Source organism: Salinarchaeum sp. IM2453, from assembly GCF_019693215.1.
Lineage (GTDB): Archaea > Halobacteriota > Halobacteria > Halobacteriales > Salinarchaeaceae > IM2453.
The window spans coordinates 1,548,555-1,571,791 of the sequence record NZ_CP081183.1; the positions used below are offsets into that span (position 1 = coordinate 1,548,555).

General features: G+C 47.3%; 24 protein-coding genes and 1 pseudogene. 11 read left to right on the top strand and 14 right to left on the bottom strand.

The window, feature by feature from the left end; all coding sequences use genetic code 11:
* Position 1: 1 nt before the first annotated feature.
* The 8 genes and pseudogenes from K0C01_RS07440 (at position 2) to purQ (ending at position 5,597) form a co-directional block, all read left to right on the top strand.
* Positions 2-445, top strand: a complete 444-nt coding sequence (locus K0C01_RS07440; protein WP_221169086.1) for a hypothetical protein — start codon at positions 2-4, stop codon at positions 443-445.
* A 45-nt stretch (positions 446-490) separates the two neighbouring features.
* Positions 491-646, top strand: a complete 156-nt coding sequence (locus K0C01_RS07445; protein WP_221169087.1) for a DUF2080 family transposase-associated protein — start codon at positions 491-493, stop codon at positions 644-646.
* A pseudogene (locus K0C01_RS07450) lies at positions 643-1,919 on the top strand (RNA-guided endonuclease TnpB family protein). Before K0C01_RS07445 ends, K0C01_RS07450 begins: the two are co-directional and overlap by 4 nt.
* Positions 1,894-2,298, top strand: a complete 405-nt coding sequence (locus tag K0C01_RS07455; RefSeq protein WP_221169088.1) for a hypothetical protein — start codon at positions 1,894-1,896, stop codon at positions 2,296-2,298. Before K0C01_RS07450 ends, K0C01_RS07455 begins: the two are co-directional and overlap by 26 nt.
* Before the next feature lie 42 nt (positions 2,299-2,340).
* The gene (locus tag K0C01_RS07460; RefSeq protein ID WP_221169089.1) at positions 2,341-3,156 is read left to right on the top strand and encodes an SAMP-activating enzyme E1; all 816 of its coding nucleotides are present in this window, start codon (positions 2,341-2,343) and stop codon (positions 3,154-3,156) included.
* Positions 3,157-3,592: 436 nt separating this feature from the next.
* Complete coding sequence (locus tag K0C01_RS07465) at positions 3,593-4,576, top strand: succinylglutamate desuccinylase/aspartoacylase family protein (RefSeq protein ID WP_221169090.1); 984 nt, start codon at positions 3,593-3,595, stop codon at positions 4,574-4,576.
* 95 nt (positions 4,577-4,671) lie between these two features.
* On the top strand, positions 4,672-4,923 hold the full coding sequence (gene purS, locus K0C01_RS07470; RefSeq protein WP_221169091.1) for a phosphoribosylformylglycinamidine synthase subunit PurS: 252 nt from the start codon (positions 4,672-4,674) through the stop codon (positions 4,921-4,923).
* Entirely contained in the window at positions 4,920-5,597 is a 678-nt protein-coding gene (gene purQ, locus K0C01_RS07475) for a phosphoribosylformylglycinamidine synthase I (RefSeq protein WP_221169092.1), read from the top strand. The genes purS and purQ overlap by 4 nt, the downstream gene beginning before the upstream one ends.
* Here the strand turns inward: purQ and K0C01_RS07480 are convergent, their stop codons facing one another.
* The 6 genes from K0C01_RS07480 to K0C01_RS07505 all read right to left on the bottom strand — a co-directional run bounded on the left by K0C01_RS07480 (position 5,598) and on the right by K0C01_RS07505 (position 12,430).
* Positions 5,598-6,662, bottom strand: a complete 1,065-nt coding sequence (locus tag K0C01_RS07480; RefSeq protein ID WP_221169093.1) for an archaeosine biosynthesis radical SAM protein RaSEA — start codon at positions 6,660-6,662, stop codon at positions 5,598-5,600. It abuts the gene before it with no gap.
* Positions 6,663-6,744: 82 nt separating this feature from the next.
* A complete protein-coding gene (arcS, locus tag K0C01_RS07485) occupies positions 6,745-8,493 on the bottom strand; it encodes an archaeosine synthase subunit alpha (protein ID WP_221169094.1) in 1,749 nt (582 codons plus the stop codon).
* A 270-nt stretch (positions 8,494-8,763) separates the two neighbouring features.
* Positions 8,764-10,251 (bottom strand): tRNA guanosine(15) transglycosylase TgtA, encoded by a 1,488-nt coding sequence (tgtA, locus tag K0C01_RS07490; RefSeq protein WP_221169095.1) that lies wholly within the window; start codon positions 10,249-10,251, stop codon positions 8,764-8,766.
* 64 nt (positions 10,252-10,315) lie between these two features.
* Entirely contained in the window at positions 10,316-10,867 is a 552-nt protein-coding gene (locus K0C01_RS07495) for an NUDIX hydrolase (protein ID WP_221169096.1), read from the bottom strand.
* 643 nt (positions 10,868-11,510) lie between these two features.
* On the bottom strand, positions 11,511-12,071 hold the full coding sequence (locus K0C01_RS07500) for a response regulator (RefSeq protein WP_221169097.1): 561 nt from the start codon (positions 12,069-12,071) through the stop codon (positions 11,511-11,513).
* Positions 12,068-12,430, bottom strand: a complete 363-nt coding sequence (locus K0C01_RS07505; protein WP_221169098.1) for a thioredoxin family protein — start codon at positions 12,428-12,430, stop codon at positions 12,068-12,070. The genes K0C01_RS07500 and K0C01_RS07505 overlap by 4 nt, the downstream gene beginning before the upstream one ends.
* 134 nt (positions 12,431-12,564) lie before the next feature.
* Between K0C01_RS07505 and K0C01_RS07510 the strand changes: the two genes are divergently transcribed.
* Positions 12,565-12,747 (top strand): hypothetical protein, encoded by a 183-nt coding sequence (locus K0C01_RS07510; protein WP_221169099.1) that lies wholly within the window; start codon positions 12,565-12,567, stop codon positions 12,745-12,747.
* Here K0C01_RS07510 and K0C01_RS07515 read toward each other — a convergent pair.
* Positions 12,732-12,962: a hypothetical protein gene (locus K0C01_RS07515; protein WP_221169100.1), complete on the bottom strand. Its 231-nt coding sequence runs from the start codon at positions 12,960-12,962 to the stop codon at positions 12,732-12,734. The two genes, K0C01_RS07510 and K0C01_RS07515, sit on opposite strands and share 16 nt — an antisense overlap.
* Before the next feature lie 126 nt (positions 12,963-13,088).
* On the opposite strand from K0C01_RS07515, the gene K0C01_RS07520 reads away from it, so the two are divergent.
* Positions 13,089-13,700 (top strand): metal-dependent hydrolase, encoded by a 612-nt coding sequence (locus tag K0C01_RS07520; protein WP_221169101.1) that lies wholly within the window; start codon positions 13,089-13,091, stop codon positions 13,698-13,700.
* 29 nt (positions 13,701-13,729) lie between these two features.
* Here K0C01_RS07520 and K0C01_RS07525 read toward each other — a convergent pair whose 3' ends face one another.
* The 7 genes from K0C01_RS07525 to K0C01_RS07555 form a co-directional block, all read right to left on the bottom strand.
* Positions 13,730-14,395, bottom strand: coding sequence for a DUF2238 domain-containing protein (locus tag K0C01_RS07525; protein ID WP_255568238.1), 666 nt, complete (start codon positions 14,393-14,395; stop codon positions 13,730-13,732).
* Positions 14,392-14,994: a hypothetical protein gene (locus tag K0C01_RS07530; RefSeq protein WP_221169102.1), complete on the bottom strand. Its 603-nt coding sequence runs from the start codon at positions 14,992-14,994 to the stop codon at positions 14,392-14,394. Before K0C01_RS07530 ends, K0C01_RS07525 begins: the two co-directional genes overlap by 4 nt.
* A 176-nt stretch (positions 14,995-15,170) precedes the next feature.
* On the bottom strand, positions 15,171-15,770 hold the full coding sequence (locus K0C01_RS07535) for a TorD/DmsD family molecular chaperone (protein ID WP_221169103.1): 600 nt from the start codon (positions 15,768-15,770) through the stop codon (positions 15,171-15,173).
* Between the two features lie 11 nt (positions 15,771-15,781).
* A complete protein-coding gene (locus K0C01_RS07540) occupies positions 15,782-15,976 on the bottom strand; it encodes a hypothetical protein (RefSeq protein ID WP_221169104.1) in 195 nt (64 codons plus the stop codon).
* Entirely contained in the window at positions 15,973-17,304 is a 1,332-nt protein-coding gene (gene nrfD / locus K0C01_RS07545) for an NrfD/PsrC family molybdoenzyme membrane anchor subunit (protein ID WP_221169105.1), read from the bottom strand. The genes K0C01_RS07540 and nrfD overlap by 4 nt, the downstream gene beginning before the upstream one ends.
* Positions 17,301-18,107: a 4Fe-4S dicluster domain-containing protein gene (locus K0C01_RS07550; RefSeq protein ID WP_221169106.1), complete on the bottom strand. Its 807-nt coding sequence runs from the start codon at positions 18,105-18,107 to the stop codon at positions 17,301-17,303. Before K0C01_RS07550 ends, nrfD begins: the two co-directional genes overlap by 4 nt.
* Positions 18,104-20,938: a molybdopterin-containing oxidoreductase family protein gene (locus K0C01_RS07555; protein WP_221169107.1), complete on the bottom strand. Its 2,835-nt coding sequence runs from the start codon at positions 20,936-20,938 to the stop codon at positions 18,104-18,106. The genes K0C01_RS07550 and K0C01_RS07555 overlap by 4 nt, the downstream gene beginning before the upstream one ends.
* Positions 20,939-21,202: 264 nt before the next feature.
* Here K0C01_RS07555 and arsA point away from each other — a divergent pair, with 264 nt between their 5' ends.
* The gene (arsA, locus tag K0C01_RS07560; protein WP_221169108.1) at positions 21,203-23,089 is read left to right on the top strand and encodes an arsenical pump-driving ATPase; all 1,887 of its coding nucleotides are present in this window, start codon (positions 21,203-21,205) and stop codon (positions 23,087-23,089) included.
* The last annotated feature ends 148 nt before the right edge of the window (positions 23,090-23,237 follow it).

Below are 23,237 nucleotides of genomic sequence, written 5' to 3' on the forward strand. Positions count from 1 at the left end.
CATGCTTGAACTGTACATTGGAATTACCGCTCTTGCTCACACTCTTCTCGCTGCTGGAGTCGGTGCTCACACTGAAGTAAGCAACCGTCGTACTATCAAATGTGTCCTCATTACCTTACTGTTTGGAGTCTTTGGTCTGACATGGTATGCTCTTAGTAGCCAACCAGATTCTACAGATCAATATCAAACCCAGAACTCTGTATATCCACAGAAAACTCCTGAAGAGTGGGATCGGCCCCGATCAAAACGTCTCGTAGCTCCAAACTCACTGCATATTGATCTCCCCAACGGTATGACTCTCACACCAAAAGAGCAAAAAGCGGTCTCACGGTCAACTGAATATCTTGAGAACAATCCTGATGCAACGACTAAAGATCTCTACAGGTGGAGCAGGCCGAGTGCCTCGGGGCTTGACCCCGAAGGTGAAGGCCGTACGCTCCAGTGACTCAACCCCGCTATTTTCAAGTATATCCAAAATATATACTTTTGCATGGGAAATCGATTTGAAATCGACGGCGAAGAAGTCCTTGATGCTGAAGTCAAGGAGTTCGGGAATAGTGCCCACGTTACCGTTCCAAAACGCTGGCGTGGGGCTGACGTGAAAGTTGTTCGTATCTCAGAACCCACCGAAAATAACGACGAATGACGCAGACACCGGCTCTCACAAAGACACTCGTGTTCCCGCTGGACGTGCAGAGTGGCAACGAGAGCCTACTCGATGACGCTCGCTTGGAGTGCCGCCGCGTGTTCAACGAAGTATTAGACTCAACTATGACGGGTGGGACTGGGACGAGATTGAAGATGTTGTTGAGCAGAACGCCGACCTCGTGCAAAACACCGCACAGCGAATCATCGACAAAGCCTTCGACGCACTCAACAACTACTACGATAACGACGACTGGGGACGACCGTGGTACAAACACGAGCCGTTCCCGTTGCGGATGAACTACGGCGAAGGCTACAACCTCTTTCTCGAAGATGAAATAGTACGGTTCCGTATTTCAGCGAAACCGTACAACCACGTCAAAGGCGAGCTTCGTGGTACGCAAGACCAGTTCGACCTGCTCACAAAGGCAATCGAAAATGATGACTGGCACGTTGGCACTGCTGAAGCACTCTGCCGAAACGGACGCGAAGAATTGCACGTTACCGTGACGAACGAAACCGCCGAAGTTGGTGCAAAAGAAGCGGCAGAAACGGTCATTGGCGTCGATATTAACGAAGACTGTGTTGCGCTAGCGGCACTGACTGAAAGCGGAATCGAGGATTCGGTCGTTATTGACTACCCAGAAATCAAGGAAGAACGTCACCGGTACTTCACGATGCGGAAACGGATGCAAGAAGCCGGACAGACCGCATTCAATGACGTGTTCCGTGACAAGGAACAACGGTTCGTTCACGACCAGTTACACACGGTGTCACGGCGGGTGGTCAAGTGGATTCACCGGTTCGACAGTCCTGTAATTGTCTTTGAAGACCTCAAAGACATGAGAGATGACATCGAGTACGGGACTCGTATGAACCGCCGTCTGCACTCGCTACCGTTCGCCAAACTTCGGGACTTTATCACGTACAAAGCCGCATGGCGTGGCATTCCTTCAGATGACGTTGACCCGGAGTACACCAGCCAGCAATGCCCGCTGTGTGGACACACAGAACGGGCGAACCGCCACAAGAAGCGGTTCAAGTGCTGTGAGTGCGATCATCAAGACCACGCCGACCGTGGCGCTGGCGTAAGTGTCGCACAGAAGTGGTTGAAAAAGCAAGAGGACAGAAATGTGCCTGCTCTCAACACACTCCCGCAGGTGCGGAAATGGGAGTTGCGACGGCAGGCATCGGGGCCTGTGGACGGCCCGACCGTGGCCTTTGATACCGTTCGAGGCGACCAGACCAATGGTATCCGAGGCGTGTCCGACTAATCCACGGGAAGAAGCCTCTGGGCTTGACCCCGAGGCGGTTCACGAGGAGGTATTCCCAAATACGCATGCTCAATATACTTATCCAGATGTATGGTGGACTGACCTTGTCTATCCTGCGCTTGAGACACTTCCCGAAGTTTCTCCACCATCAGATGGTTCAGACCATCTCCTTTCATTTTCTGTCCGTCCGGTTGACTTCTCCGGCCCAGAAACATTAGTTGAGGTGTCTGATGGTACCCATTCTGCAACATTTGAGAAACATGATGATGATTTTATTCCGGTATCTGGCGCGGAGTTTGCAGATACAAGCGCTCAATGGGTTCGCCTCGCTCAAAAAGAGGCACGCGATGCGTACAACATATCTTGCAGTTCCGAGTAACTCAGCAACAACTGTTTGTTACCGGAGCGCTATGCAAACAGCATGACCGAACTTAATCTTTCGACTGATCAACTAGATCGGTATTCACGTCACATTATTATGGACGAAGTCGGACCAGAAGGTCAACAGACCCTTTTACATAGTTCTGTTCTTGTCGTTGGAGCCGGTGGACTGGGATCCCCGATTTTACAGTATCTTGGAGCTGCAGGTGTCGGCGATATAACAATTGTTGACGATGACACTGTCGAACGATCCAATCTTCAACGACAGATCATTCATGGTGTTTCTGATATTGGTCGTGCAAAAGTTGAGAGTGCTGCCGAATATCTGGCAGAGTTAAATCCAGATGTCACGGTTACGACTCGACAAACCCGACTCAACCAAGAGAATGTAACTGATCTAACTCACGGTCACGATGTGGTCGTAGATGCCTCGGATAACTTCACAACACGGTACTTGATTAACGATGCATGCATGCTTGCTGGCATCCCGTATGTTCACGGGGCAGTGTACCAGTTTGAAGGACAGGCAGCAACGTTTACCAGTGACGGTCCTTGCTATCGATGTCTTTTCCCAGAGGCACCACCAGAGGGTGCTGTCCCCGACTGTGCAACTGCTGGTGTCCTTGGGATCGTCCCCGGAACTATTGGCTGCATCCAAGCGACTGAGGTAATTAAGCTCCTTCTTGATCATGGGAACTCTCTCAACGGTCGTATGATCTATTATGACGCCGAGGAGATGAGCTTCGACCCGATTGAAATCAAGCAGAATCCCGAATGTCCTGTCTGTTCAGATACCCCAACGATTACGTCCGTTGATGAGGCAACATATTCAGAACGATGCCGTCTTTCTGACTGATAGTCCCGTTGACTCCAGAAATTTCACAGAAGAATCAAGGCGGATGCCACGGGGTCGTCCGGAGATGTTTGATTTCCGTGATCACGAGAATCGGAGATTCTCGAACGACTTGCCCCCGTGTAGGAAGCCGACACATGATCAAATACAATCTATCTAAATGGTTTGAAAACGTAACTAACAATAGTGACTCACAGCCAGAAGCGTTGTGAGTTACGGGCTGTCTGTCGACCATCCCTCGAAGTTAGGGACGTTGAACGTGAATGGTCAGACCATACCTACCGAGTCATCTTTGGTTAGAACGGGAGTCCACTAACAAGCCTCGGGGCTTGACGCCGAGGCAGTTGACACACAGCGATGTGTGTTCTATTTATCAGTGAGTAGCATACTTTGACGCAAGCCGAAAGACAATATGTCTTGGTGTTGATTATATGAAACGATGACTAGCCATGAAGCCAAGCAGGTTACGTTGGCGACTCTTCCTTCAGGGGTTGATGTAACGACTACCATTCATACATATATAGGAGACACCACTGGCCCTACGGTGTATGTACAGGCTGGTCAGCATGGACGTGAGATTAATGGTGTGGATGTTCTTCGGCGTCTCCACCATCAGCTTACATCCAAGTCTCTTCGTGGAACTGTTGTCGCTGTACCACTTGCAAACCCACTCACTTTCGACCACCAGTCGTACATTGTCCCAGAACCGCTTGATCGGATTAACCCAAACATGAATCGTGTCTGGCCTGGTGACGAACGCGGTGGGATTCACCAGCGAATGGCGGCAGCGCTCTGGGATCATATTGAATCAGCTGATGCCGTCGTTGATTTACATACAGGTTCTCCGTCAACTGCTCCACATGTTGTCTATACAGCTGGCGATTCGCAAAGTAAAGAACTTGCCAAAGCATTTGGAACTGACTTATTACTTGCTGAACCAGTCCCAGATGATGGCGACGATGAATGGAAGTACCGAGGTTTTGATCGAAAACTCCGTATTGCTGCCCTCGATGCTGGTATCCCAGCAATCACGCCTGAACTAGGCGTGAGCCGTCAACTTGTGAATGCGACTGTTGAACTTGGTGTTTCTGGTGTGACCAACATTCTTCGACACCTAGATCTACTTTCAGATGATCCCGCTGTTCCAACCGAACAAACCATTCGCGCTAACGTTGATGGTCGAGTCTATGCTGATCATCCTGGACTCTTTGTTCTTACCGGTGATGTCCAAGTCGGTGAACACGTTGAAGCAAATATTGAACTTGGCAAAATTGTTGACCCAACAACCTATGAAGTGCTGGAAACTGTCTGTACTGACACAGACGGAATTCTCTATTCACTAACTCGAGAATCCATTGTGGCAGGAGGTAATCAATTGGCAGCAGTTGCCTCTTCATCTCCTGATCGCTATCTTAATAAGTAACTCGACGTTCTGCTGTGAGTTCCTACACTATTTCTGGTAGCTTCCTGATGGCGGATACACAAGAGTTTTGCATACTGCCAGATGACCTACGTATAATGAGTCAGTTTACCGCAACGGTGCATGTGCGGTTGAAAAACGGCGTCCTTGATCCGGAAGCAAAGACTACTCAACGAGCACTGGAACGGCTTGATTTCGAGTTGGATGATCTACGCTTTTCGGATCAGTACGAAATTGATCTTGAAGCCGAAACAGAAGAAGCTGCACATGAGCGCGTTACTGAGATGACAGAACGGCTACTAGCAAACCCGACAATTCACGACTACGATATTGAGATTACCGAGTTATGACCGTTGCAATTATCCGTTTTGGCGGATCGAACTGCGATCGAGATGCGCATCGTGCGTTCGAACACCTCGGTGTTAATGCAGAGATTGTTTGGCACGATGACGGGCTTCCAGAGAACACAACCGGAGTAATCCTTCCTGGAGGATTCTCATATGGTGACTATCTTAGAGCTGGCGCTATGGCCGCTCGGGCACCTGTTATGAATGAGGTTATTGAGGCTGCAGAAAATGGAATCCCTGTTCTTGGTGTTTGTAATGGCGCACAGATCGGAGCTGAAGCCGGTCTTGTCCCTGGAGCATTTACTGTGAATGATCACGCTCGGTTCCGATGTGACCGTATCAATGTCCGAGTTGAAACTACTGATACACCATTTACATCGGCATATGAAGAAGGCGACGTTCTGACGCTCCCAATTGCCCACGGTGAAGGACGATTTGAGGCCGACGATGAAACAATTGCTATGCTCAACGAAGAAGATCGAGTTTTGTTCCGGTACTGTGAACCTGATGGAACCATCTCTGATGCCGCTAATCCGAACGGATCTAAAGAGAACATCGCGGGTATTACTGGAGCAAATGCAACAACAGCCGTCCTGATGCCCCATCCTGAACGCGCATCTCTCCCTGAACTTGGAAATACAGACGGGCAGGGTATTCTCAAAGGATTGATTCAGTAATCACTGAACTAATGGCTGGTTATATCCAGTCTCTCGCTTATGGACCTCAGTCCACACTTGTTTACACCCACAATCCACCTGTTCAAACACTGACGGATCTTGACGAAGTGAAAAATCTTTGATTGATCGCTTCACCTTTGTGTCGCATTCACCACAGTTGTGTGGTCCCCTGTCCGACCCAGCACCAACTGGATCTGAAACGACGGTAATGTCTTCCTCAGCAGTCTTTTTTAGCACGCGTGCTACCGACCACAGCCACGGTGGTCGATATCCTCGTCGATAGTACAACTCATCGACAAGCGTGTATCGTTGAACGTTTGTTGGATTCATCGAGACGGTGTGACAACCATCAATCTCTGCACAATCTTGAATTGATTGGATCATATCTTCAATGGCTTCAGACTCCGTAAGGAACGGCGGCTTCATGAGCAGGTACGCCTTGACTCCTGCTCCTGCAGACCTTGCACTCTGACATGCTGCTTTGAAATGCTCAAAATCAAATGCCTTGTTGATAGTGTCACGGCGGATACGATCAGAGCTTGTCTCCAGTCCAATTGCAACATCAACTGCTAATCCTTGTTGAATGAATGGTTCAACTCGTGACTCTTTGATGTAGCTCGGCATCGATTCTACAACAATTCGCTCTCGATCAGCGAACGTCTCTGCGAGTTCCTCACGAATTGTCGGTGAAACCTCTTGATTATCAAGGACAGAGCCTGAACTGTAGACTTTCACCTGCTTTGCTTTCTCGTCTAACTGTTGGCTTTCATATTCTAATGCTGCTTCGATCTGGGAGCGGAGATTGTCGTCGCTGATTTCTTCTATTGTTTCAGCAACATATCCGCACATTGTGCAGCCCCCTTGAGCTGCCCACCGACAACCGCCTGTATTGAGCACAATTGTTAAACTTTCATATACACCATCAGGTGTAAGATCCTGATCCGTCCACACCCGTGTTGGCTCATCCGCGGTTATATCCGGATCTTTCTCTTCCCGCATCCGCGTCATCACTTCATTATGGGCTGCCATCCCATATCCTCTCGTATATGTCTCTAGGCTGCTCATTATACCGTGGTAATTGCTCAGCCCGTATATCCTTCGCGTTTATTCTCTAATCGGTTGTCAAACCGTCTCAACCAGAAAAAATCTATTGTTCTTCTATATGCCTTACTTTTGATGCAACTCCTCGGGTACTCTCCACCATTTCTTTCCCAGACATCTCTGCTCGTCCGACTCCGAAGGCGCTTTCTCCCTCAATAATAACTTCATCTCCTGGGCGAATAGTGTCCGTGGCATCGACCACACCCGGGGCAAGTACACTTCCATGTGGCACAAAGTCATCAATCTCTACGTACTTTGTTGGAACTGATGAGTTGGTCCACTGTTTAGCTCCTTCCAGTGTCAGTGATAGGATTCCATACTTAGCAACAATTGTAGCCAGTTGCGTTCCATCCTCATTTATCGCTCGCAACTCTGGATATCGACCCTGTACTTCAATCTGGTCAAACAAGACATCCCCCGCTCCCGGGCCAAACATATAGTCCGCAATCGCTTGGATTGTTGCCTTTCGTCGTCGTTCCCGTCGATAACTTTCTATCCCATCAAGGGCTGCCGACAGGTTTGCTAATGACTGTTCGTCTGTTGGGTGCCCGTCAACAGTGTATGTGACGTTATCTGTTGATACAGCTTGGTCAATAATCGGCTTGTATCCGTCTTCTGGTGCATGTGCGATAATCTCTGGATAATCTGTGTTCTCAAGATATGCTGTCAATAATTCTGTTACGAAGTTAATCTCTGTTTCACTCCAGTCACCAGTCACTACGGTGTCGTAATGTTGTGCAGGGTAAGTCAATTCTAACTCATTCGGAATAATTCCTAGTGGGCTGGTAAGCGTAACAATGTGGCCCCGATAACTGATTGCATCGTGGAACTGCCGATGGCTATTTGAGGTACTATATGGTTTCTTAGCCGAGCATGGCACTAATACTAGTGGATGGTCATCTAATCTAGCCTGATATCGATTAATTACGCGACTCGCGAAGCGCTGAATCTCGACCCGATTCAATGTATCATCAGTCGCAGCTGTTATTTCTGCATCTCGAATAACTGGCATCCTCTGTTCGAGGTAATCCCACTGTTGATCAAAGCGCCGAAGTGTTTCTGTGTGCCACTGTTCGTACCTTGTCTGTCCTTCCAAATAATCTCGTAGTTGTCCTCGTTTGATATATCGTCGAATTCGTTTTAGCTGGCTTGTAAGCAAATTCTTATTGTGTTCTGCACAATCCCTCCGTCCAAACTCCTCAACAGGCTGTTGACATGCAGAACACGCACAGGGCAGCTCTTCAAGCTCACTGAGTTCGATAGTCTCATCAACAGTTAGGTACTCCCCCTGTAGCCCTTGTAGCTCTACTCGGTCCGTGTCGAATAAGTCAACCCCAGCATAGCAAAGAATTCCAATATTCTTAGGCGTTGCAACGCTTGGAAAATATAATGCGGTGTCTGCCGGAATCTGATCTCGTAGTGAAATAACAGCATCCACAAACGATGGTGCATGCCCGACTAATGTCTGTGGTGCTGAAAGTATGTATACGTCTGTTACTTGCTCATCAGGAACTACCTCAGAGACAACAGCAGCACTTGGATTGTCAATATCTGGAACTTCAGGCTGAAACGCCTGCTGAATCTCTGTTGGCGTTCCAGATGGCATGCCTCTATGTGGTAACACCGTAATCTTCGACGGATCTCCTACTGGAACTTCACGATCACTGCTCCAGAGACTTCCTCCATCTTCGATCAGGTCGTCAATAAGTGCTGGAGTCATTCGGGACGATTCAAGTCGTAATTCGCCAATTCTGGCTGCCCCGTCCCGGCTGTGAACCTCAAAATAATCGGTCATACTTTGTTTGCAGGCACCAAGCGGAATGAGAATATCGATACACCATCCAATACCTTGGCATAAAGTGAACTGTTCCGGGGCTAAGCCCCGATCTGCCTGCTTTCTCTGTAGACTGTGGTGGGTTGATATATGGCCTTGAGACAGCCCTACTGCCTTCTGTCGTTAGGATCTCGTAAGAACAAGCCCAAAATGCACACTCTGTATTGTGCGCTGGACCGACGTTTCCGGAACATTAAGACAATGGATTCAGAAGTTGTGGAGAGAGGTCTATTATCTATCACTGCCTACACTTCCTGTCAGGTTATATGTATCAATACTGTCTGGTAGAATACCTAATGCGCTTTCTGGCCAGTTGTCGTGTGCAACAGTGAATGAGACATCTGAATGTTGTTCTGCTAATTCTCGCACTGCCTGTGCTGTCTGGTCATATCCTTGTTGATCGAGCTGGTCTGGAACCTCAGCTGTAAATGGATACATCTGTGCCAGCGTCTTCGGGACAGGCCCGAATGGTGGTTTTATCTGAAGACATTGGTCGTATCTCTCATGTTCCTCTCCCTCTGTTAGCAGTACATCTGTCCCAGTGATTGATATTCGATCCAGCCGCTCTTGGTGTCGATAGATCTCCGGCCGCTGAGCGCTGTCTGAAGAGAGGTAGAAAAACGTCTCTTTTGTTGCTGGATCTGACCGCTCAAGCCATCCAGCGTGGTCAAGCAACCTTCGATATCCATCAAGAATTGCAGGATGTGCTCGTGCTCGTTTTTCGACAAGCTCTAGAAGATTACCTTGATGGATTGCCTGCTTTACCCGATCTATCTCCTCAAAGCTCACATATAAATTATGTCGTGCTAACAACTCTTCTTGGCGTTTCTCAGTTGTTTCTTGAAGTTCCTTAGCACTGTACTCCGTGCATACTGGACACGAACATGGAAGCCATCGTAAATCTTCGAGATGTTTTGTACCGCGTACGGTCAAATACCGTCCGTCCCGGGCATATAGTGCATAGGCAGCTGAATCAAATAGATCGCATCCAGCAGCCGCAGTTAGTGCAAACATCATCGGATGGCCTGCCCCAAACAAGTGGACCGGTGCATCTGGCTGTAGGCCTTTCTTTGATGCCACTACAAGGTCGATAATATCGGCAAATCGATATTCCTCAAGTAGTGGAACAACTGCTCCAATCGGGTAGACATCTAAGTCGAATCTCTTAGCTCTTTTTCCCGCTTTTGTACGTAAATCTGGATATGTCGACCCTTGAACCGGTCCAGTAACGAGCATCTCTCCTGTATCGAACGACTCTGCTATCTCTAGACGATCGAGTGTTGTTTGTAGCTCCGATTCTGCCCGGGAGCGATCAACATCCGGTGGAGTTGGAATATCTATGGGCGTTGCAATATCTGTTCCAATATCATGCTGAAACTGTAGGATTTCCTCAGTTGTGACTGAAATAGACCCATACTCTGAGAGTTGAAATGACCCTGAGTCAGTCATAATTGCCCCTGTGAAATCAAGCCAGTCGTGTAGACCATGTTCCAGTGCCTCCTCTCGCAGTTCCTCGTTTGAATGAATAATATAAGAATTTGTAATGAGGATTTCAGCACCAAACTCAGACTCCATCTCACTTGGAGGAATTGTCTTAATTCCCGGATTAATTACTGGTAGCAGTGCTGGTGTCGTTACTTCCTGTCCATTACGTGGGACTGTCAGTGTTCCGATACGCCCGGCAGCATCCGTACTATTTATTTCAAAACATGGATCCATGGATATCAGTCATCTCGATGGTGTTTCTGCGACGTTTTGGATTCACAGAAACCTTTGATATGTACTAGTTCACTTTGTCTTTGAGTAGGTATCGATACATGGCTGTTACTGCTCGTCCATCCCTCAATTTCCCAGTCAATGCAGCAGTGGCAACTTTATCAACATTAACAATATCAACCTCAATCTGTTCATCTTCATCGAGTTTCTGCTGTGCTGTCGGAGCACAATTGTGAGCGATGAAATAGTGGTGTACAGTATCTGCAACCCCATTTACTGGCTCAAGTGTAATCATGTGCTCCATTGATTCTGCTTCATATCCTGTTTCTTCTTGTAGTTCCCGCTTTGCAGCAACATCCGGTGCTTCGTCTGGCTCCATTGTTCCAACTGGTATGCCCCAGTTAACACGCTGTACTGGTTCTCGCCACTCCTTAATCGTAATCACTTTTTCTTCATCGATAAACGGAAGAATAACAACCGCAGGTGGTTCGGAAAGATAATCAAAGTCTGTTTGTGTCCCGTTCGGGAGCTCGATGACTTTATTGATTATTTCAAACCCTGGACATTGGTATGCACTCTTTTCTTTAATTGTCTTCCATGCAGCTTCCTCTCTATTCATACCTCTATTTATCTCCCGCAGTTCCTAATTGGTTGGATTGCAGAATGACTCTCTTATTACAGCGGTAGCGAGGCGAAAGCCCACCCCTTCAGGGGTGTGGATGAAGCCGACATGATATGTCACAAACAACGTGACATAGACCGGTTGTAATCCCAACGTTTATTCTATGCGAAATATTATGAGTTGGTAGGCATGCGACATGCTGCTGCGGGGAACGTGCTCACGCTCAAGCTGGCCACGAGTGCGTCTCAACTCTTACATTCACACACCTTCGCAGCCCAACCAGCAGCGGTTGGCATGTCACCCAAGCGCTCCCCACGTGTGGCTGTAACGGGGAGTGGGGCCGATGGCCCGGCCCGCTGCTCACGGTGCTGGACGCCCGTGAGTGTCACTCCCTTCTTGGGAGGGCAACACCGAGTGGATACCCAACACGCCACACCCCCGTTTGGGGGCCAAAGGTGCATCAGCGAACCCGCACGTTCACAGCCGGGGTAATCAATCTGGGTGGATTACCCACGGAGGAATCCCACGACTTCAGTCGTGGGAGGAGGTCAAACTGTCCTATGTTGCTAATGAATGCCGGTATTGAGCGACGAACATCATTATTCCTCTTGAATCCAAATCTCTCGGAGGTGTGTAACTGTTATTGATGTGGTGTCACTGCTTCGCTATGATCTGCAAGCAATCGCTCAATCTCTTCTTTGATTGCATCTGCTTTCGCCTGTAATTGCTCAAATCGCTCATCCTCATCAAGGGCGATACTTGACTTTGATTCTTGTAATACGTTAATTTTAGACCGAACACGCGTGTACTGTTTGATTTTCTGATCATATGCCGCATACATAAGCTGCTCGTTAACTGTTGCCGTAAGTTCTTCTTGGCTTACTGGTTTGATAAGATATCCTTCGAATTCCATATCCACGATATCAAACTCTGGGTCAACTGCAGTTACCATAACTACTCGACAGTCATATCCTGCTTGCCGGGCCTTCCGCAACACCGTCTTTCCATTCATATTAGGCATCCGCCGATCTAGTAATACGAGATCCGTTGTGTGATCAATTTGCTCAAGGCCTTCTTCCCCGTTGTATGCGACTTTTACTGTATACTGATCTTCAAGTGTTTGTGCAAACAAATCTGCTAAACTTTGTTCGTCTTCGATTATCACTACTTCTGGCTCGGATATCGCGGTATGTTGAGTCATATCGTGTCTTCATTTGTGCTGGTAAATGATTCGTCGATCCATTCTCTCAGATTGTCTGCCTCGATATGTCCATCTGCGCGTTCATCAATTATTTTGCCTTCCTCAAACAATATGAACTTTGGAACGCTTTTGATAGTATAGTTATCGATTAGACTCGGATCGTCCCGCGGATTAACCGTTCCGACGGCAACTGACGTAGTTTGTGCAATTAACCCGATTACTGGTTCCATACTCGCGCAAATCCCACACCCCTCTGTATAGAACTCGACCATCACTCGATCGTGCTCTTCGATAAACTCATTTAGCTCATCTGCATCGCTCAATTGAACGGGGCCTGTTGGTGTTTCTGTTTTGTTCATGTTACATTTATGAGGCCAATGTGTATAACCATTGCACTGGTAGCACAGAGACTATCCCTCCGTCTGGATGCCTGCTAAACAGAACTCAATATTGAACACAAACCGTTATACCAGTCGATACGTGAGATTTACTTATGAGTGATAAACGTGCATTCTATGGTGGACTTGCGTTCATCGCTGGGGGAATCCCAATCCTTGTTTTCTATGGAATTAGCCTTGTGGGCTCAATTGGTCTTGGCCTTATCATCCTCGGTGCGCTCATTGCCTACGGTGCGACCGTTGTTGATCAATCGTCAAATAGTCAGTTGCTGCCGTGATAAAGCAAATGCAGGCCAGCAAGTACCATCCCTATTCCAACGGCCCGAACGCGCCGTGTTGATCGGCTATTTGGCGTAAAGTCAACGGCGAGTGCCATTTTATATCCTTTCTCAGCCATTTTAAGTAAAAGACGTGGCGCCAGTATATGTACGATTCCAGCAATGACCAGTAAGACTCCATTCGCCCTTGGATAAGGTAGTCGTTCTGTAATCATTACTTGCACATATTCTGTCTACCCTCTCTTATCAGTGGTGATTCTGACCTTCTATGGACAACGTATGAATGTTATTATATGTCATACCAATAAACTTATTCGCTCTCCAGCCCTATCTATAGTACTATGATGGCAATTACGCACGCGATTGCTGGAGCTGCCGCCGCAGTTCCATTACTCGTGCTCGCTCCAGAATTTGCCGTTGTTGGTGCCCTTGCCGGACTGATTGGGGGATTATTCCCTGATCTCGATCTATACACCGGGCACCGCAAGCTACTGCACTATCCTGTATATGGATCTGCAGTGGCTATTCTTGCTGCTGCTGTTGCTGCTGCTTGGACAACAACTGTAACTGTAGCAATTGCAATGTTTCTCATTGGAGCAGCACTGCATGCTGTCTCGGATGTCATTGGGGCTGGTCTTGAGTTAGAGCCTTGGGAGGGTAATTCTGATCGAGCTGTATATGATCACTACCATGACAAATGGCTCGAACCCAAACGTCTTATCCGGTATGATGGAGCTCCTGAAGACGCAGCTCTTGCCGGCGGGCTGGCAAGTGGACCACTTTTGCTGTTTGATGGTCCGATTAGTCTACTCGTCCTAGGGTTACTTGTTGTTGGGGTCATCTATGCAACACTCCGCAAGCCCCTTGCCAAGGCGGCTGGGTGGCTTTTCCCACAACTTCCAAAAGAGCTACATTCATATCTTCCGGATCGATACTTTGAGAATACAAACTAAGAGAAGATCTGGTTATACGAGTTCTTGTCTTATCGGACTCCATCTTCAGGATTTTCTGGTGTACCGAATAGCTGCGTTCTGACTTCTTTTGAAACACCTGATAGGTATGCTTGCCCAAGTGTAGCAACAATAATCGCTCCCAACGTATTATACATCATATCAACAACGGTATCTTCTAATCCGAGTTGTGCAAGTGGCATTGTCAAACCTGTTTGGTCAGCAAACACATCGAGCCCAAACTCGAATAATTCCCAGATAACGCCAAACGCCATTACAAAGATGATTATGTATGCAAATATGAACCGCCTTGGAAGATGGATCTCATCATGATGTAAATCAATAATTCGGACTGTTACATATCCAATTGCAGCGACAACCGAAGCTGAAAGTGTGTGAGTCAGGTGATCCCACCACTCAATTTGCGCGTATAATCCGGCTGATCCCAGCGAATGGAAAAACACTGCTGCGGTAATCCAGAGTGTTAGAAATGGACTTAGAACGAATCGGTAGTTTCGCCGAATAATTGCTGGGAGAAATGTAATCACCAATCCGATTCCTGCATTAGTGATTGTCTTTGGTGCTCCGGTGTATAGTCCATGGACAAGTAGCCCAAGTAAGATTGCCTGCATGATCCGTGTAGCAGTACGCTGTCTTCGCGGCGGAAGTGCCCGAGTTGGAATTGTTTTCCAACTCATCGTGGTAGCACCCCCCGAAGCTGACGCCGAAGCCGTTGTGCTCGTGGCCGGAAGTATAACTCAAAAAGGACCCCTGCAAACAACCCAGCGACTACTGCCCACCCAAACTCAACCATTAGTGCTGTGTTGTCTGTCAGGAATTCTGTTCCGGTGTACTGATCCAAATTCCAGCGGATTATTGCCCATGCTCCAGCCGCAGCTAAGGTTGCCAGCACGACTGTTAGAATTGCGAACCAGTGGGTCACCCGAACAGATGATAATACATGTAATTGTGAAATAATAATTAGTGCAACAGCACTGATCGACAAATATGTGGTAAACAGATTTGCTAACGCAGAAACCTCCAGCGCCCGAACCGTGACCGGTATCGAAGCTAGTAGCAACAGTTCCCACGGTAACATCACGTTTGCCGATCGAGCATGTACTGGTGGTATAATTACGATTGCAAACAGTGCTGTTGTAAATATAACCCAACGCAGATCATCGGTGATTGCGCTTTCAATTATTACCAAACCAAAAATCCCGACAAGGATCCAGCTGAGTATCGCATTTACGCGACTGTCAATGAATAATCGATTAAATTGATCCTCACCGTCCATCAGGAAGGTATAGTATGCTGATACGTAATAACTTAATCCTACTCTGGCTGTGACTCTTTTCAACGGATACACCAGTCATCCATTTAGGTCAGGATTCGATTTTATTGATAGGGCCGGAGCCGTCGTGCGCTGGACAGTTGAATAGCTTAGGTTTGGTGATCAGTTCTGTGGGTCACTTATCCCACTGAACCAGCGTCTAGATTCTCTTTATGTATCTTAACTGTCTCCTGTGTGAGATCAAATACACCTACGTAGAACTTTGGTGGATCATATGACTTTGCTTCTGTATAGTAGTCACTTATCCACTCAGTGAGATGATTTTCAAGGAACTGCTTTTGAGCATTCTTCTTTTCCAGTTCACAGAGTTGGCTCATAAATAGTAATTCCGTCCCGAGGTGATCAATCTGCTCTGGCGGCCCGTCATACGATAATCCAGCATCTGCATATAGTTGTTCTACTGCAACTGATGCAGGACCCTGTAACCGTCCATCACGATATACAGATTCGTGCGGGGGATGAGGTGAACAGCTCTGATGATATCCCTGAATCAAGCGAGTGTATTCTGAGGCAAGTTTGCTAGCATTCCCATTAGCAACGTTCTCAAGCGCCTCCCACAGAGCTGTCTGTTGCTTATTAACTTCATTGTACCACCGTCTAAATCCATTACACAGTTCTTCTGTCGGTGGCCGAATATACGCCTCACTGAGGAGCTTATACACGTTTGCAAGCTCTGACTGGCTAATCGGCATCTGCGCGCTAATATGATTTTTTGACATATTTGATCAGATCATGAGGGCAAGATAAATTCAGTGAGACTGACGACAAATGTTCCAGCGATCAATACTGCAACGATACTAATCATAAAGACGACTCCTAGTCCTGCTGTTCTGTAATCTCTTGGTTTTCCAAGTATCCATCCAGCAATCACGAGATACAGCGGTAGCAGTAAGATTCCAAACACAAGGATGATGCTAAAACTCATTCGTTTTTCACCCCCCACAGCCGTTCAACCTCAACAATTGGAATAATCTTTGAAATAATCATAAACCCAAGTGCCGCCATACCGATTGTTCCAGACGCCACTGCAAACTCAACAAGTGTTGGTGTATAGGATCCATCTGGGAACAAATCTGAAATCGGTGAACGGGATGGATGTACGAGCCCTTCAATAACAAACAAGAATTTCTTTGCGAGAATTGAAACTGACACAATCGCTGCGGCTGCAACTGTCCCACCAACACTAAACCACTGTGGGCGAAGTGTTACCGCTGTTGTGTAAATAAGCCCGATGCCTAATCCGCCAACAGATCCCCAGAATAAGGGTGACAACGATCCGGAAATCAGCGCCTCTGTTACTGCTGCCTCATCAACTGGTGCTGCAGGTCCCAGCCCTGTCACTAAATCCTGCAGAACAAACCACAATGTAACAACGATTAGACCAATCATCACCTTATTGAGGCCTCTGAAAATATCCTTTGTGATGATCTCTTCCCAATCATACGCATACCGAAACGTTGCGGATACAACGATTACCACTGCGATAGCAGATGTTAATGACTCTGCAAGCATTGCTGGTCCTTGTGCTGCTCCCCACCACCCAGGGTGCATTCCCATAGTCGCATAGAGCCACGGGACAACGCCACCGGATAGAAGTGGAACTAGCAACAAGATAGCTACCGCTAGCCACCAGTTCATTTGACGCGTCTTCTCTTCCTCACCTGGGCGATAGCCAATTAGAATGAGACTATACACAGGACTTAAGTATGATGGTAAAGCGCCTTCCTTGCGAAGTTCATACACATCCTCCCGGACCGTCAGCCATAGATACGTTGCACTTAATGTCAAATAAAGGAATACGGCAGTAACATCCCAGGCTAATGGTGAAGATTGTACTGCACTTGGATAGTTAAGAAAAATCTCATACATCATGCTTGGCCGTCCGAGGTCATAGATGATGTTCAGTGCAGCCATCGGTAATGCGATCAATGTCAGCACTTCGGCAATTCTGGCAATCGGCAGGTACTTCTCCAGACTGAAAAGTCGCACCGCAGCTGAGATTGCAATACCTCCGTGTGCAATCCCAACCCACCAAATAAAGGTTCCAATGTAGAGGCCCCACGGTGCACCTGCCATGGTGCCCCAGTCACCAAGTCCTGTAATATGCATGCCAGAATTTAATTGATATATCCAGGCTCCAATCCCGACAATCGACAGTACTGCGGCGGCACTGAATGCAACATAGAACTTTGTGCCACTTTCAGTCAAGGGCCGAATTAGCTGCTTTCGCAGAGGGCCTTCGATTGTGCTCATGCTGATTCACCCCCTGTGAGCAAATACTCGTCCCGATCAGCTTCGGCTTCAATTGCGTCTTCTGGATCTTTGTACTGGTCTTCGATTCCTCTGGCGTCGCTGTTAGGTTGAGGTCCTAGATATGTGATGTTAGATCCGGTGCCAGCACTTTCTAACATCGTCCATTGTTGCTTACTCGACTTTTCGTTTAGGTACTGTCGCGGTTTGCTTTCTGGGTCTTCCATATCTCCAAAGTGGATCACGTTCATTGGACAAGCTTCTTGACAGGCTGTTGTTCCCTCCAATTGCTCGTCGTCTGAGTCCTGTCGGTGGACACAGAATGTACATTTTCCTATTTTTCCGCTTGCTTGTGTTCCTCCTCCTTCCTCGTGGCTGCCTACATATGGTGTTTCTTCCCAGGGTGACCCATCTAACTCATCACTGTACTCTTCGAGGTGTGCCTCAAATCCATACTGTCCTTCTGAGGAGTCGCGCCACTGGAAGTAGTTTACACCATACGGGCAGGCAATCTCACAGTACCGACAGCCAATACATTGATCATAATCTGTCAGCACGATACCATCCTCATCACGCTTATATCGGGCAGTTGTAGGGCACACATCTGTACAGGGAGAATCAGTACAATGATGACATGGATTAGGTACGAAACCTTGATCCACGTCAGGAAACTCTCCCTGCTCGTATCGAAGCACGTTCATCCAAAATGCACCCCTTGGTGTATTGTTCTCTGTCTTACACGCAATTTGACATGATCTGCATCCTTGGCAACGCTCTAAGTCGATTACCATTCCCATTTGAGTCATGCGTCATCACCCGCTGGTTCGACAGCGACACGAATGTGGAATGATTGATCAGCGCCCCATGAGCAGTATCCCTCTGTTGAGTCAAACAAGACATTGACGTTTGCTCCTTCGTCGAGGGCTTGAGCATTTGGCTTCAGCGTGTCAGTGTGATGTGGAGGGATACATATTGTCTCCGGCTTGATCCCCTCAAGTGTCATCACCTCACCTTCAATCTCGTGCGTTTCGTCCTCGACTGCATTGTGACTTGTTACAGTGACACGGTCCCCCTCTTCGACACCAACCTCTTCTGCGGTGCTTGGATGCATTCGAACGTATGACTGAGGATCAAGCTCGTTTAACAGCGGATTCTGGTTACTTCGCGATTGCTTATGTTCGATCTTTTTGTGATCAAATAGAGTATACTGGTATTCATCGGGTGAGTCCCACATTGTTGGCTCTCGCCACGTAGGAAAACCATTGATATCATCGATATAAGGAAAGTCTACCGAATTATGTTCTTCATGCTCTTCAAATTCGTTACGTACAATCTCTCCAACACGCTCAAACGATTCGACATACAATTGCCACTTGAATCCAAACGGACTGTGCTCTACTTTTATATCTTGATTTGGCGTCGTTCCTTGGCTGTTGTACCGTTCTTCAAGTAGGTACCAATACCGCTCGTACAATGGTCTCTGTCTGCTTTGTGCTTGACTTTTCAAGTCTTCACTGAATGCTCGGTCTAAACATTCGGATACGGTCAACTCATCGACTGAATCAAATGCATCTGCGCCATCCAAGTCGAATGCCGTGTTGATATTCTCAAGATACTCTTCTGCTGCACCGAGCTCAGCTGCTAATTCCTTGTATATATCGCCTTCATCTCGGCAGTCAAACAACTGTGGAATTGGTGCCGTTCGAGTTGTTGTTGTATAGTGCGTGTTACTCATTCCGCCTTTTGAGTTCTCATTCTTGTCAACGGTCGTTGTTGGAAGAATATAATCCGCGACAAGAGCGGCTGTGTCACTCATGTGGGGATCGACAGCTACAACTGTATCGTATTGTGCATACCCGTTAATCGTTCGTCTACGATTTGGACCACTTCCGACAGGATTTGCAAACTGGACAATACATGCCATATCATCGGGTTCTCCTACTGTCTCATCAAGACCATACCGATCATAATTATTCATCACATGCGGAACTTTGGCGTATGCACCGTTCGCATCAGGATGATAATACGTTCCTTCAAGATCAGGTCCATCTGGTTCCCATGTGAGGGTATCATTGAATGCGGCTTCTCGCATCTGCCTCCGTGGCCCGCCATCCGGAACATTAGCATATCCTGTTCTGCTCGCTCCAATAACTTCGGCGGCTCCTACAAGCACCATCATTAGTATTCCTGCCTGCGCTGCCGGGGGACCCAGTTCCTGTTGACTAACGTGATATAGCGACATTGAGACGGGCCGATATGGCACTTCTCTCGTGTTACCATCCACCTCTACTGTCCGCGTTGCACCAATCTGCGCTGTTTCTCCCCAGTTTATTGCAACTGATCTGATTGTTTCGGCATCGATATCAGTGATCTCTGCAGCCCATTCGGGACTGTATTCGGTAATATGATCAGCGAAACGCTCAAAAGCCGTCTCAACAAGTACCTCTTCACCATCTACCTCAATCCGTAGCTCATCTTCTGTCTCTAGTACTGCTGTCGCGTGATCATTTGGAACAGTTGGATCGTCGGGTAGTGCACTCTCATGTGTCCGAAGCGATTCTCCGTCGTATACCACTTCACCTTCTGTCCACAGTGGGGATTCAATCGGAGATTCGACATCCTCTTGACTATTATATCCTTCAACGACATCTGTTGAAAGATCATCCGCTCTCACCACCTCTCCTTCACGTTCACCTTCAGCATAGACTAGACAAGGCGAATTTGACATATTCTTTAAAAACCATTGGTCGATGTATCCTTCTTCAATCAACACGTGATTAATTGCTAGGAAAAATGCCAAATCTGTTCCTGGTTCAATGGGGAGCCATTGATCACACCACTGTCCTGCTCCACGACGTTGTGGGTCGAGGACGACCATCTCTGTTCCATCTTCGTATGCTTCCGCTATTTCCCGGGAGTAAGTCGTGTTACAGAGGTGCGGTCCGCCAGCATTTGTCGCATTCCATCCCCAACTCAAGAATAACTCAGTATTATCAAAGTCGGGTTCGGGTGAAGTGAATGCAGCCCCGACCCGTGACCCTGCAAATTTATTTCCTGATGCACATACATTTCCGTGGCCTCTCACGTTTAGACCGGCATCATCACCATTTACACCGTATGCTTGCTCAACCGCATTTACCCAACCATCCATGTGCCATTCTGCGCCCTTTACCCGCCCAATTTGAAAATGCACTCTGCGTGGGTCTGATTCTAATTTTGGAGCGAGATCAGCAGCAATCTCTTCGATTGCCTCGTCCCATGAGATTGGTTCAAAATCACCTTCTGTACCTTTCTCTGAATCCCCTACGCGTTTGAGCGGCTGTTTAATCCGATATGGATCATACAAATCTGCAATTTGTGACACTCCCTTTGGACAAAGCCCGTCAACACATTCGTCTGCAGGGTCAGGTGCAAGATGCACAACTCGATCATTTACAACTCGAGCACGCATCCCACAGTCCTGCTTTCCAATCCAGCAAGCTGTTGCAACTTCATCATACTCAACCGGTTCTGTCTGTCCACTTGCAATCTGGCTAAAATATCCGTATCCGCCAAGGCTGCTAATTCCTCCGGCTGCTCCAAGAGCCTTCAATGCTGACCTCCGTGAAATCCCCGTCTCATCATCTGCCGAACTCATATTTTAGCATCCTCCTTTTTTCTCATTGTATTCCATTCAATTGTCATGTTATGCCACGCTCATTGGTTGAACAATCACACATATACTAAATTAGACCACAGCGACTGCAGAAATTGGAACCTTGCAAAAAATATTTATATAATTAAGAAATTTGAACGTAGCAATTATCTTGTTTTATGTCGTAAATGGCAGATAACAACTGCAACAGGCTTATTTTATTGTCTGCTCAAATGACTGTAAGAACAGTTGTTTATCACCGTATCTATGTCAATGAGACATTCCGTTGTCGACATCGTTACACCACAGCAAAGTACAGAGACACAGTTTGTCTTTTTCAGCGGGAAGGGCGGCGTTGGAAAAAGCACTGTTAGTTGTTCCACCGCTGCATGGCTTGCTCAACGCGGCTTTGAGACACTAATTGTTACTACTGACCCTGCTCCAAATGTTGGTGATATCTTTGGACAAAATGTAGGTCACGAAGTCACTCCTGTCTCCGGATATGAGAACCTTTCTGCAATTGAGATTGATCCTGATACAGCTGCTGAGGAATACCGTACGCAGGTTTTGGAGCCGATCGCTGATTCGGTTGATGACGAGGAACTTCAAACGATCAGGGATCAACTTGATAGCCCGTGTGTTGATGAAGTAGCTGCATTTGACAAATTTACTGAATTTATGAGCTCGGATACATATGATGTCGTGGTCTTTGATACGGCTCCAACGGGGCATACAATTCGTCTGATGGAGCTACCAAGTGACTGGAGTGAGGAACTTGATCACGGGGGTAACACATGTATTGGTCCTGCTGCTGCACTTGAAGATACAAAGGAACGATATGAAGATGCTGTCGATACACTGCAGTCCGACCAGCATTCGTCATTTGTATTTGTCAGTCGTCCTCGTGACACTGCTATTGAGGAAGTCCGTACATCCTCCAGCGAGTTATCTGATCTTGGAATTAAAACCGATTTGATTGTTCTCAATGGATACCTCCCAGAAGAGGTCTGTGACAACCAGTTTCTCAGACAGCAGTATACGACTGAGCAGTCTCTCATTACACAACTCAAAGACGACTTTCCTGATATTCCTGTGGAAACATATCCGTTACAACCTACGGAAATTACTGACAATACGCTGCTTGTCGATGTTGCAGAAACGCTGTACGAAGATAACTCCCCCTCAGTAAATGTAAAAACGGAACAACCAGACGATATCCCACCAGCATCAACACAAATTGATACAGGAGGTATCATTGAGGAGATCACCCCTGACACTGATACCCGATATCTCTTTTTTGCTGGCAAAGGCGGTGTCGGTAAAAGCACTGTTGCAGCAACAACAGCAACTGCCTTAGCCAATGCAGAATATGAGACACTTGTTGTCACAACTGATCCGGCGTCACACCTTAGCGAGATCTTCGGTGAAAGGGTTACAACGGAGCCAACATCCTTGAGCCAACCGAACTTATACGCAGCTCGCATTGACCAGCAGAAAGCTTACGAGGAGTACCGTATCCAAATACGTGAGCAGGTGCGTAAGCGAGTTCAGCGGGGTAACAACGATTCAATCGATCTTGATGAGGTACTCGCACAAGTCGAAGAAGAACTCAATTCACCATGTGCTAAAGAAATGGCTTCGCTTGAGAAGTTCATTGAGTACTTCAACAAAGATTTCGATATTGTCGTATTTGATACTGCTCCAACTGGACATACACTTCGATTGCTTGAACTCCCCTCTGATTGGAGCGGATTTCTGAACTTGGGATCATTAACCAAAACATCTGCTTCTGATGCGACAAAATATGATGATGTCGTCGATGCTATGCAAAATCCACAGAAGACATCGGTTATTTTTGTGATGTATCCTGAACATACCCCAATCATTGAAGCCCGACGAGCTGCAGATGACCTTCGCGAGCAAGTTGATATTGAACCGGCAGCTATTGCGGTGAATTATCTCTTGCCATATTCACATAGTGACAATGCCTTTTTCCAGCGACGTCGAAAACAACAGTATTCGTATCTCAACAATATTGCTGATCAATTTGATGTTCCAGCAATGCTCGTTCCACAGCGGATTGACTCTCCGCAGGGTATTGACGAACTTCAGTCATTCGGAGATCAAATCACTGGTCTCGACGGCTTGGGTTAGCGTCTGAGGAATTTATTTGATAGTGACAAACGTTTGGAGACTACAGATCCAACTGATCTCAAGTTGGTTTAGGATGATTTCTTGTATTCGCCTTCTATCCTTTGACCTCTTCCCCGGCTAAAGCGGGGTGGGCGTTCGCCTTGCTACC